Genomic DNA, 11,171 nt, shown 5'->3' with positions numbered 1-11,171 from the left:
GAGCCCTGGATTAGATACGAAAAGTGAGTCACCTTTTATAAAATCCAATTTGTCACCTTTAATATTACAAACTTCCCCGCCCACTTCCTCAACCAGTAAAACTCCTCCGGCAAAGTCCCAGGGCATGAGTCTCATGGTTATGTATGCATCTATCCTTCCAGCTGCGACGAAAGCAAGCTCCAATGCTGCGGAGCCATAAGAACGTGTCCCTCGTGCATCCCGAACTAGCGGTGCCAAAAGATTCGGATCGATCCTTCGGTTTTCCGTTACCCAGCTTGCATTTATGGAAATTATCGCTTTGCTTACTGATGCCTCTTCTAGTGATTTCAGCCTTTGATCATTCAGAAATGCTCCTTGCCCCTTAATCGCATGATATAATTCATCGCTAAAGACATCATAAACCATGCCGATCTTTCCGATGCCATCCACATAAACCCCAAGGGAAATTGCAAAATTCCTCTGTTGATGAATGAAATTCAACGTTCCATCAATTGGATCGATGATCCACACAGTACCTTTTAAGTCTTTAATATCATTACCCATTCCCTCTTCCCCGAATATGCGGTGTTCAGGGAACACTTCGTTGATTTTTTCACAAAAAAACTTTTCTATCCCCTTATCCATATTAGTAACCAAATCATTCGGATTCGTTTTCATTTCAATATTCAACTTGGTTTCAAAGGACGCCCTTAGCCTAGTACCCGCTTCTTTCATCCATAACTTCGCATATGTATCCATTTCCTTGACAGATGCCATTATAATATCCCCGTCCTTTGTGATCAGAAACTACATTAAAATGATCCTCTTCTAAAGATTAAAGCAAATATAGCTTGCCTTCAAGTTTTTAACATCTTAAATTTTCCATTTTTTTAAATATATAAGGAAAGAAGGCTCCTTGTAACCACCCATCCAATAATCGGTTTTGCAATTATGAGCTAGCGAGCACAAATACTTTTCAAACCAATTTGAATTAACGTTTCCCTTCCTTATTAAAGGGACCCGGACAAAATAAAATACTATCTTATTATATATTGGACATTTAATGAAAAACGGACACATTATTTTTAATAAATAAAGTGTCCGTTCATCTATAATAAAATTCCTTGTATTGAAATTGATTCATTTCCTTTATTCATTCTCCTTCAAGATCTCTGCAGCCAATTATTTACAAGGCTTTCAATTTCAACAATTCCAAGCGGATGCGTTCTAGCCTTTGCTTGCATTGTGACCTCTTTTGGTCATTCTCTTCACCAATAGCTTCAAAAAGGGTTGCTAATTCATAGTCCATTTCCATCCTTAACACTGCAGCTCTATGTCTTTCAACTTCTTTAGCTTTTAATGCTTGGTTCATGACTTGTTTCATAATTAACATTCTCCCTTCAACAATTAACGTAATTTTCTGAATTTATCTTATCATATGACTTCCTACCTCAAATAGCAACTAATTTGTGTTATAACCTATAAGGAAATTTACATTGCCAATCCAAATCGTATTTTTTAAATTTTACTTTTACTTATGCTACAATATGTGCAGATATTACGGTAGGAGAGATGAAAATGAATGTAGCAAGTTTTACAGCAAATGATTTTGATGTTTTTAAAATTGATGGTTTGGAACCGCGCATGGATGCTTTAAAAGAACGGATCCAGCCCAAACTACATGCACTTGGAGAGCACTTTTCTCAAAAACTGTCAGTTATGACCGGCGATGAAATGCACCCTCATGTTGCAAAGCATGCCAGACGGTCAGTGAATCCTCCTAAAGATACTTGGGTTGCTTTCGCTGCCAATAGCAGAGGTTATAAAATGATGCCGCATTTCCAAATCGGGTTATGGGAAACGCATATGTTCATCTGGTATGCCGTGATTTATGAAGCCCCTAATAAAACTGAAATCGGAAAGCGGCTGGAGCAACAGGCAGGCCAATTGGTGAAAAGCATTCCCTCCCATTATGTTTGGTCAATGGACCATACAAAACCTGATGTCATCACTCATGGTGGTCTTGGAGTAGATGATTTGAATTCAATGTTCACTCGTTTGCAAACTGTAAAAAAAGCCGAAATCCTTTGCGGTATAAAAATTTCACGTGATGACGCTATTAAGTTAAAAGATGATGAATTCATTCAAACCATTCAAGATGCGTTTGAACATCTTTTACCCTTATATCAATTAAATTAAACACAGTTGCTTCGTATTCGGATTGGATATCGGATGCCTTCAAATAAACTGGGTAAGAAAAAAGGAGAGCCTTGACGGCTCTCCTTTCCTTATTTCTGCGCTACTCCTTTGCTTGCTTGTATCAAATCACCAATTTGATCTTCCTTGCCTGTTTCCAAGCATTCGATGATCTTGCTGCCGACAATGACACCATCGCAGTATTGTGCTGCATCACGGACATGATCTGGCGTCGATATGCCGAACCCAGCAAGAACGGGAACGGGACTTATCTCTTTTACCTTCTTCAAATAGCCTCCAAGTTCTTCCCCAAAGGCGTCACGGGCACCCGTAATGCCTTTGACTGTAACTGCATAGATGAATCCCTCCGCCCCTGCAGTAATCTCAGTGATACGTTCTTTCGAAGACGTGAGGGTCACAAGTCGGATAAGAACGATCCCTGCCGTTTTGATTGATGAAAAGATGGCTTCTTCTTCAATCGGTAAATCGGGGATGATGCACCCGGAAATCCCTGCACGGAGACAGTCATTCGTAAACTCTTTAAGTCCATATGCCAGGATTGAATTCGTATATCCCATTAAAATAATTGGGATGGTCACTTCATTTTTGATTTCCATTACTTTTTTCAGGACATCTTTTAAAGTTGTTCCATTTTCCAAAGATCTGATGCCGGCTTGTTGGATAATCGGTCCGTCAGCGACAGGGTCAGAGAATGGTATACCTAGTTCGACGGCAGTCGCACCGCTGTTTTCAAGGAAAAGAAGCTGGCTCTTTAACCGTTCAAGACCTCCATCCCCTGCCATTATATAAGGGATGAATGCTTTTTCCTTCTTTGTTTGACATTCTTCAAGCGCATTTGTTAATTTATTCATGTTCACTACCCCCCATCAATGATTGGACCGTTTCAACATCCTTATCACCACGGCCGGACAGGCAAATTACGAGTCCTGTTCCTTTTTCCATTTCTTTAGCAAGCTTTAAACCGTAGGAAATGGCATGTGAACTTTCTAAAGCGGGAATGATCCCTTCCTCCCTGGAAAGCATCGCTAAAGCTTCCAAGGCTTCATCATCGGTTACTGAAGTATATTCAACCCGATTTGTATCTTTTAAGTAACTATGTTCAGGCCCTACCCCTGGATAATCCAGCCCTGCTGAAATTGAATGTGCCTCCTGGATCTGACCGTCCTCGTTCTGCAGTACATACATGAATGCCCCGTGGAGCACCCCAGGTTTCCCCTTAGTCAAACTTGAAGCGTGTAATGGTGTTTCAAGTCCATGCCCTGCCGCTTCCACTCCGTATAATTTTACCGTTTCATCCTCAATGAAGGGATAAAACATTCCCATTGCATTACTTCCTCCGCCTATGCAAGCGACTACTGCATCCGGTAGGGAATGAACCGCCTCCGAATATTGACGCTTTGTTTCATTTCCTATCACGCTTTGAAAATCACGTACAATAACGGGGAATGGATGCGGACCAAGAACCGATCCCATTATATAGTGGGTGTCATCCACATTCGCCACCCAATATCGTAACGCCTCATTCACTGCATCCTTCAGTGTCCCGCTTCCTTGTGATACAGATATGACCTTGGCTCCCAAAAGCTCCATCCTGAATACATTCAATTTCTGTCTCCTGATATCTTCTTCTCCCATAAAGATGATGCATTCCAGCTTCAGCAAAGCACACACAGTCGCCGTTGCAACTCCATGCTGTCCTGCACCCGTTTCGGCAATAACCTTTTTCTTGCCCATTTTCTGAGTCAGCAAAGCCTGACCGATCGTATTGTTTATTTTGTGGGCTCCGGTATGATTCAAGTCTTCTCGCTTCAGATAAATATCTGCACCTCCAGCAAGCCTTGTCAAGTTCTCCGCAAAATAAAGTGGTGTTTCCCGACCGATATATTGTTTCAGGTAATAATTTAGCTGCCTTTGGAATTCAGGATCATTTTTAGATTGTTCATATACTTCTTCAAGCTCCGTAATCGCCGCCATTAAAGTTTCCGGAACGAAACGGCCTCCATATGCTCCAAAATGTCCAGTTTTATCAGGCTGTGTATAAGTGTTCATCTATTCATTCCTCTTTTCCGGCTGTATATTTTGCCTCATTAATAAATGCCTTTATTTTTACGGCATCTTTTAATCCGTTTGTTTCAACGCCGCTGGCTACGTCAACTGCGAATGGTGAAACGGCATTAATCGCTTTTCTGACATTTTCCGGAGTCAGCCCACCCGCTAGAATTACCTTCCCGGGTGGCAGATCCGCTTTTCGGATCATATCCCAATCCAAAGTCAATCCCTTTGCAGATGAAATCTTAGGAAGATCTACTAATAGATAATCCGCTGGGTATTCATGAAGGTTTTCAAGGTCTTTCTCTGAATTGACGGCAAAGGCCTTTATCACCGGTAGAGGCATCCTGCGGGCAAAGCTGGCAGACTCGTTACCATGAAGCTGAATATAATCCAACCCTGCGATTTCAGCACTTTTTATCACTTCTTGTTCAGTTTGATTGGCAAACACTCCGACTTTTTTAACCTGTCCAGCTAGATTCGCCACGATTTCTCCTACTATCTCTGGCTCAACCTTCCTGCTACTCTCGGCAAAAATGAAACCAATGAAGTCTGCCCCAGATTCAACAGCAGTCTGAGCGTCTGCCAATGTCTTTATCCCACAGATTTTCACTAACATATTAATCTCCTTATATACTCATTTGCAGTTCGGCCATCGTGTGCGGAAGATTTGACGTAGTCATCAGTGTCTCCCCGACTAAAATCGCTTTTGCACCAGCTTCCTTCACACGCATCACGTCTTCTTTTGTTTTGATTCCACTTTCACTGATAATGATATGGCGTTTTGGATCAAGTAACTTCGCCAATCGTTCCGTTACAGCCAAATCCACTTTGAAAGTCTTTAAATTCCGATTGTTAATCCCTATTAACTCTGCATTCAGCTCTAAAGCCCGTTCCAGTTCGGCTTCATCATGGACTTCCGTCAATACTTCAAGCCCTTTTCTTTTTGCATATTGATATAATTCATGAAGGCGCTCTTTAGAAAGTGCTGCGACAATCAATAGAATGATAGTGGCACCAGCTTGATGGGCGCGATCGATTTGGACTTCATCGATGATGAAATCCTTGCACAATCTGGGAATCTGTATGGCCTCGCTTACGATTCTCAAATCTGCAATCGATCCTTTAAAGAAAACCTCATCCGTCAATACGGATATCGCTGCCGCTCCGCCGCTTTCATATGAAAGGGCCTGCTCGATCGGATTTACATTGATTTTAATATCCCCTTTTGAAGGGGAAGCCCGTTTTATTTCCGCGATAACCGCCATTGATTTCGCCGTTTTCAAATTCTCCACCAAAGATGGTCTGACTATGTTGATCATTACCGAATCTTCTAAGCCCCTTTCTTTTAATTTTGCGACTTCCGCCTTTTTCTGTTCGATGATTTTCGTTAAGATATTTTCCATTACATGACCACCTTATTTCTATTGCCATAAGCAATCAGATTTTCTAACTTCGCAAGTGCCGATCCGCTATCAAGGCTTTCTTTAGCCATGGAGATCCCTTTTTTGATTGTTGCTGCCGTACCATGTGCGTATAATCCCAATCCAGCATTCAATAAAACGGTATCACGATAGGCCCCTTTTTCCCCTTTGAGAAGCCTAAGCATGATATCTGCATTTTGTTTGGCGTCACCGCCGCGAATGGCATCATTTCCGTAAACCGGGAGATCCACTTCTTCAGGGTGCAGCGTAAAGGGAATGATATCCCCTTGCTCCAAAAGCACGAGTGAATTTTCACCCTGTAGGCTCGCTTCATCCATAAACCCGGCGCCATTAATCACGACCGCGCGTTTCCTGCCTAATTTATGTAGGACTTCCGCAAAAAGCTCGAGCATATCACGTCGATTGATTCCCATTAATTGCGTGTCGAGTTGCACTGGATTTGTCAGAGGACCGATTAGATTAAATATCGTCGGGATTTTCAGTTCTTTTCTCACTTTCATTATCCGTGCAATATTAGGGTGGACCGATGGGGCAAATAAGAATGTGATTCCATTTTCCTCCAACAGTTCTTTTAACATGTCAGGCCCCAAGTACAAATTAACACCTAATTCTTCCAATACATCGGCACTGCCCGTTTTGCTTGAAATGCTGCGGTTTCCATGTTTGGCAACCTTGACACCGGCCCCGGCAAGTACGAAGGCTGATGCTGTACTTATATTGAAGCTTTGTGACCCATCTCCTCCCGTTCCGCAATTATCCATCACATTAAGAGAGCTTGTTCGTACACTTCTTGCTTCTCTTCTCATGACTCTGACAAGGCTTGCTATTTCACCTGCCGTTTCCCCTTTGGATTTTAGGGCAATGATGAAAGCTGCCATCTCGCTTTCGGTGATATCTTTGGAAAATAACGCTTGGGCTGCTCTGCTCATCTCTTCTTCCGTCAATGTTTGACGCTCTGCTAACTTCGCTAAATACTCCTTCACCGCTAACTCCCCCAGTCGTTTTTGTTTTATAGGATGGATTGTTCCTTTTCAGATTGGAAGGTTCCCGCAATCTCATAAAATTGATGTAATAATTCCTTGCCGATTTTCGTCCCTATTGATTCAGGGTGGAACTGTAAACCGTAAAGCGGGAATTCTTGATGTTTCAGGGCCATGATCTCCCCATCATCCATCGCTACTGCCGTCACAGTCAGTTCATCTGGCAAACTCGCCCTTTCAACTACAAGGGAATGGTAACGCATTACCGGGAATTGTAAGTCCTGTTTGGCAAATACACCTGTTCCATCATGTTCGATAACCGATGTTTTCCCATGCATGATTTGTTTCGCTCCAACCACATTCGCACCAAAAACTGCCCCAATGGCCTGATGCCCCAAACAAATGCCCAATAGCGGAACCTTCTCATAAAAATTTCGGATGATTTCCATACTGATACCAGCATCTTCGGGCCTGCCGGGTCCCGGGGAAATGACAATTGCCATTGGATTCAGTTCCTCAATTTCCGCAAGGGTGATTTCGTCATTCCTTTTTACTATGATTTCTTTCTCCACTTCTCCTAAATATTGATAAAGGTTATAAGTGAACGAGTCATAGTTATCAATTAATAAAATCATTTTGTGTGAACCTCCATTAAAGCGCGTGCTTTATTTTGTGTTTCTTCAAATTCCGTTTTTGGGTCTGAATCATATACAATTCCTGCCCCTGCCTGTACATAGGCCTTGCCATCTTTAATGATCATCGTCCGAATCGCTAAAGCCATATCAAGATCCCCTCCAAAACCAATGAACCCTATCGAGCCCGAATACATCCCCCGTTTACAATTTTCCAGTTCATTGATCAGCTCCATTGCCCTGATTTTTGGAGCTCCGGAGACTGTTCCGGCAGGGAGGCAGACCGTCAGCGCATCTAAACTCGTGAAACCTTCCCTAAGCTTTCCGCTAACCTTCGAAGCAATATGCATGACATGCTGATATCTTTGAATTTCCATTTCCTCGGTAAGGTGGATTGAACCGATTTCGCAAACCCTGCCAAGATCATTCCTGCCCAAATCAACAAGCATCTTATGCTCGGCAAGTTCCTTTTCATCCATCAGCAGGCTTTTTTCGAAGCCTTTATCTTCTTCATCCGTTTTCCCTCTCGGCCTTGTACCGGCAATGGGATTAACATGAACCATTCCTGATGAAACGCTGATCAAACTTTCAGGAGACGACCCAATAATTGTATAATCACCAAATTCTATATAAAACATATAAGGAGAGGGGTTGGCTAAACGCAAACGACGGTAGGCATCGAAAGGCTCCCCATCGAAGTCCGCTTTGAACCTTTGTGATAAAACAACTTGGAACACTTCACCAGCTATTATCGCTGATTTAACTTCAAGGACCATTTTCTCGAATTCATCCTGACTGAAATTCGATTTGAATTCCAAATATTCCGACGATATTTCCTTTGACGGTTTGCTTGCCTGATTGATTTTTTCCTTCATCCCCAATAAACTTTTTCCGCTATCTTCTTCCGCAGTCAAAAGATGGATTTTTTGCAGAACATGATCGAATATATACAGTTCTTTATAAAAGAGAAAATGAGCATCAGGCATTTGCAGAGAATCAGGAGGCACCGGACCTATATTTTCATACAGACGAATGATATCATAGCCCATATATCCGATTGCACCACCGTTAAATGGCGGAAGATGTATGGGAGCCTCTTCTATCTCCACTAATAATTCGTTTTTTAGAAACTCGATGATATCCATGTTCTTTACAATTTGATCACCGGTTTCAGTATCTTTCACATTTACTTGGCCAGCAAGTGATGTCACCTCGAGATAAGGTTTTGAACCTAGATAAGAGTAGCGGCCGTTGTCATGATGCGAATTCGAGCTTTCCAATAAAAACTTCTGGTCACCATCTAATTTCTGAAATATGGCAATGGGTGTGTGGATATCCCCTTCAATTGTGTCCATTTTGAAACGGAGTATTTTTTTTTCATCCAAATTATTCATCCTTCAATTCCCTCCCGATTCTTATGCGCTCTTATAAACCCCTGGAAGGGAAAACCCTTTCGGCCAAGAGCCGGAGTTTTCATATCCTCTGGTTTTTGATTTTTTCTAAAAAGGTATATATATTGAAATTCCAATAAAAAAATCCCCCGCAAACACAATTATGTGTCTGCAGAGGACGGTAAACCGCGGTGCCACCTCAAGTTGGAAAAACTCATCATTTTTCCCTCTCAAGCAAGAAATGAAAAATTCTTGCGATTACCCTTTAACGGTGGCGGCCGAGTTTCCCTACTTATTTCAAGAAACCACTCATAAGTCCATTCATCTTCTTATATCGTACCGGTTTCCACCTATCCCGGCTCTCTGTTACGCATCTAAAAAGATTACTACTCTCATTCATAGATTTAATTATCATTTCCATAAAAACGCAAAAAGGGCCCTCATCCAAAGGACGAGGAACCCGTGGTACCACCTTAATTAGCTAAATTAGCTCACTTTACGGCATTAACATGCCTATCTCCATTAACGATGAGATAATCGCCAAAGCCTACTCCGTTCATCCGTTTCGGTTTGGGGCTCGGAAGTCCATTCGCTTAAATTCGTTCACCAGTTTTCAGCAACCACTGGCTCTCTGCAGAACATCATTAAGGTACTCTTCTTCGTCACTGCCTTTATCATTTTCTTGCTTATTATGTTAAAACAATCTTTTCAGTAAGTCAATGGAGTTTTCTAAAAATATTTTTAATTTTTCATTTTTATCCATTCCCCGTCATCGATTCCTTTTGCCTTCTTAATAACAAGATAGGCTGAATAAGTGCTGACTGACTCAAACTCATCCGTATACTTTTTTTCATCCGCCTTACCGGGGACTATTTCCTTGAATCTTCGGTAAGCCTTCATAAATTCTTCCTTTTGTATTTTATTTTCATAAGCCTTTTCTACAGCTTCAAAGAATCTGATCACATCTACGATTTCTTCAGTAGACCAATCAAGATCCATTGGATATTGATAATCCATACCCTAAACACGCTCCTTCTAGATAGTTTTTCATGCTGTCCGGCAGTCCATGCATCATCAGTCTGCCCATTTTGAACGAATTGCTTCCGCTTGGTCGATAATCCGACTGAATAGTTCAGCAGTCGATGGTACATCATGAATCAGCCCCATCACTTGTCCGGCCCAAGCAAAGCCTTCACCTTCGACACCGTCATGGATATAACGCTGATTCGCTTTTCCGCTTATGTAATCCTTCAATTGTTCATATCCGCCATTTTCTTTTTCTATTTCAAGAATCTTATCGGTCCAGCTGTTTGCAATTACCCTTGCTGGTGCACCAATGGAACGCTTGATGACAACGGTATCATTTTCTGTGCCGGAAACCAAGGCATTTTTATATAATTCATGTGCATGAACACATTCCTTGACCGCTATGAATCGTGTTCCCATCTCGATTCCTTCGGCACCAAGTGCCAATGCTGCCATCAAACCGCGTCCATCGCCAAAACCACCCGAGGCGATGACTGGAATATTAACGGAGTCCACAACTTGAGGAATTAACACGGAAGTTCCAATATCATCACGGCCTAAATGTCCTCCTCCCTCTTGACCAACTACCATCACCGCATCTGCCCCAAGCTGCTCAGCTTTCATTGCCTGCCTTTTTGCAGCAACAAGCACGAGTTTTTTCACCTGGGTGCCTTTGACGTAATCAAGAAATGGTGCAGGGTTGCCGCCGGTTACGGAAACAGCTGCGATATCCTCTTTCAAGGCTGCTTCCAGCATGTTTTCATAAGGTCTTCCATGCTGTCCGATTGCAAAGTTCACACCAAACGGTTTATCCGTCAATGATTTGGTTTTTCTAATTTCATCTGTCAGTTGCTCCGGGTTGTCCAAGGACATGGCCGTTACCTGCCCCAGCCCTCCTGCATTCGAAACTGCCGCCGCCAGGTCTGCATATGCTAAATGGGCCAATCCCCCTTGTACGATTGGGTATTGAATGCCTAACAAATCGGTCACACGCGTTTTCCACTTCAAACTCCTCAGCTCCCTTTTCATTTTATGTGGTTTGTTTATTTAGCTGAACTCTAAAACCATTAGCTTCATTATGGCAAATATTGTTTAACGGTTCAATTTTTAAACTCACCTACAATATTAATAAAAGAAGAATTCTTGAGTAAATCCAGTAAATACTAGGAAAATGGACATTTATAATCTGCTGATAATTTTATTGGGCCCCTTAACAACAAAGACATATATAAATGGTTTAAGTCAGGACATTAAAGTCACTCTAGGCATTTATTATAAGACGTGCTATAATTCATATGTTTTATGTCTATCCACATGCTTACTAACCATACGATGGAATCGGAGAAACATACGATCATTAATAGAAAGGGAGTATATACTCCCAAAGATTATGTACCTATTTTATTGAAAAGGGGCCACAAAGAATTGTCACAGAATGAAACACCCTTATAC

At 41.9% G+C, this 11,171-nt stretch carries 12 protein-coding genes and 2 other annotated features; of the genes, 1 reads left to right on the top strand and 11 read right to left on the bottom strand.

The features are described from left to right. A partial coding sequence (locus tag ACFVSH_RS18105; protein WP_387707164.1) for an inositol monophosphatase family protein occupies window positions 1–756 on the bottom strand: 756 nt, incomplete at its 3' end. A gap of 409 nt (window positions 757–1,165) precedes the next feature. Next, window positions 1,166–1,363 carry a hypothetical protein gene (locus tag ACFVSH_RS18100; protein ID WP_034314018.1) on the bottom strand — a complete coding sequence of 66 codons (198 nt, stop codon included), beginning with the start codon at window positions 1,361–1,363 and terminating at the stop codon, window positions 1,166–1,168. A gap of 194 nt (window positions 1,364–1,557) precedes the next feature. Between ACFVSH_RS18100 and ACFVSH_RS18095 the strand changes: the two genes are divergently transcribed. Then, window positions 1,558–2,178: a YktB family protein gene (locus ACFVSH_RS18095; RefSeq protein ID WP_387599660.1), complete on the top strand. Its 621-nt coding sequence runs from the start codon at window positions 1,558–1,560 to the stop codon at window positions 2,176–2,178. Between the two features lie 89 nt (window positions 2,179–2,267). Here the strand turns inward: ACFVSH_RS18095 and trpA are convergent, their stop codons facing one another. The 9 genes from trpA to ACFVSH_RS18050 all read right to left on the bottom strand — a co-directional run bounded on the left by trpA (window position 2,268) and on the right by ACFVSH_RS18050 (window position 10,748). Then, entirely contained in the window at window positions 2,268–3,047 is a 780-nt protein-coding gene (gene trpA, locus ACFVSH_RS18090; RefSeq protein WP_260284164.1) for a tryptophan synthase subunit alpha, read from the bottom strand. Continuing rightward, a complete protein-coding gene (gene trpB / locus ACFVSH_RS18085) occupies window positions 3,040–4,245 on the bottom strand; it encodes a tryptophan synthase subunit beta (protein ID WP_260284163.1) in 1,206 nt (401 codons plus the stop codon). Before trpB ends, trpA begins: the two co-directional genes overlap by 8 nt. Window positions 4,246–4,249: 4 nt before the next feature. Next, window positions 4,250–4,864 (bottom strand): phosphoribosylanthranilate isomerase, encoded by a 615-nt coding sequence (locus ACFVSH_RS18080; protein WP_387599656.1) that lies wholly within the window; start codon window positions 4,862–4,864, stop codon window positions 4,250–4,252. Between the two features lie 10 nt (window positions 4,865–4,874). After that, a complete protein-coding gene (gene trpC / locus ACFVSH_RS18075; RefSeq protein WP_387599653.1) occupies window positions 4,875–5,651 on the bottom strand; it encodes an indole-3-glycerol phosphate synthase TrpC in 777 nt (258 codons plus the stop codon). Continuing rightward, window positions 5,651–6,673, bottom strand: a complete 1,023-nt coding sequence (gene trpD / locus ACFVSH_RS18070) for an anthranilate phosphoribosyltransferase (RefSeq protein WP_387599650.1) — start codon at window positions 6,671–6,673, stop codon at window positions 5,651–5,653. Before trpD ends, trpC begins: the two co-directional genes overlap by 1 nt. A gap of 26 nt (window positions 6,674–6,699) precedes the next feature. Then, window positions 6,700–7,305 (bottom strand): anthranilate synthase component II, encoded by a 606-nt coding sequence (locus tag ACFVSH_RS18065; RefSeq protein WP_387599647.1) that lies wholly within the window; start codon window positions 7,303–7,305, stop codon window positions 6,700–6,702. Continuing rightward, window positions 7,302–8,696, bottom strand: coding sequence for an anthranilate synthase component I (gene trpE, locus ACFVSH_RS18060; RefSeq protein ID WP_387599644.1), 1,395 nt, complete (start codon window positions 8,694–8,696; stop codon window positions 7,302–7,304). The genes ACFVSH_RS18065 and trpE overlap by 4 nt, the downstream gene beginning before the upstream one ends. Window positions 8,697–8,864: 168 nt before the next feature. After that, window positions 8,865–9,102 (bottom strand) — a binding site (T-box leader). 35 nt (window positions 9,103–9,137) lie between these two features. After that, window positions 9,138–9,368 (bottom strand) — a binding site (T-box leader). Between the two features lie 66 nt (window positions 9,369–9,434). Continuing rightward, complete coding sequence (locus tag ACFVSH_RS18055) at window positions 9,435–9,710, bottom strand: UPF0223 family protein (RefSeq protein ID WP_260284157.1); 276 nt, start codon at window positions 9,708–9,710, stop codon at window positions 9,435–9,437. A gap of 57 nt (window positions 9,711–9,767) precedes the next feature. After that, window positions 9,768–10,748 carry an NAD(P)H-dependent flavin oxidoreductase gene (locus tag ACFVSH_RS18050; RefSeq protein ID WP_260284156.1) on the bottom strand — a complete coding sequence of 327 codons (981 nt, stop codon included), beginning with the start codon at window positions 10,746–10,748 and terminating at the stop codon, window positions 9,768–9,770. Between the last annotated feature and the right edge of the window lie 423 nt (window positions 10,749–11,171).

Origin of the sequence: Peribacillus sp. NPDC058002, assembly GCF_042886655.1 — a bacterium.
GTDB lineage: Bacteria > Bacillota > Bacilli > Bacillales > DSM-1321 > Peribacillus > Peribacillus aracenensis.
The sequence above is the reverse complement of the archived record's forward strand: the minus strand, read 5'-3'. Positions and strand labels throughout refer to the sequence as shown.

What these genes read in the sequence shown, in the direction of transcription:
- ACFVSH_RS18095 (WP_387599660.1), top strand. Translation starts at nt 1,558, where the DNA reads ATGAATGTAGCAAGTTTTACAGCAAATGATTTTGATGTTTTTAAAATT.
- trpB (WP_260284163.1), bottom strand. Translation starts at nt 4,245, where the DNA reads ATGAACACTTATACACAGCCTGATAAAACTGGACATTTTGGAGCATAT.
- ACFVSH_RS18050 (WP_260284156.1), bottom strand. Translation starts at nt 10,748, where the DNA reads ATGAAAAGGGAGCTGAGGAGTTTGAAGTGGAAAACGCGTGTGACCGAT.
- trpC (WP_387599653.1), bottom strand. Translation starts at nt 5,651, where the DNA reads ATGGAAAATATCTTAACGAAAATCATCGAACAGAAAAAGGCGGAAGTC.
- trpA (WP_260284164.1), bottom strand. Translation starts at nt 3,047, where the DNA reads ATGAATAAATTAACAAATGCGCTTGAAGAATGTCAAACAAAGAAGGAA.
- trpE (WP_387599644.1), bottom strand. Translation starts at nt 8,696, where the DNA reads ATGAATAATTTGGATGAAAAAAAAATACTCCGTTTCAAAATGGACACA.
- ACFVSH_RS18080 (WP_387599656.1), bottom strand. Translation starts at nt 4,864, where the DNA reads ATGTTAGTGAAAATCTGTGGGATAAAGACATTGGCAGACGCTCAGACT.
- ACFVSH_RS18100 (WP_034314018.1), bottom strand. Translation starts at nt 1,363, where the DNA reads ATGAAACAAGTCATGAACCAAGCATTAAAAGCTAAAGAAGTTGAAAGA.
- ACFVSH_RS18065 (WP_387599647.1), bottom strand. Translation starts at nt 7,305, where the DNA reads ATGATTTTATTAATTGATAACTATGACTCGTTCACTTATAACCTTTAT.
- ACFVSH_RS18055 (WP_260284157.1), bottom strand. Translation starts at nt 9,710, where the DNA reads ATGGATTATCAATATCCAATGGATCTTGATTGGTCTACTGAAGAAATC.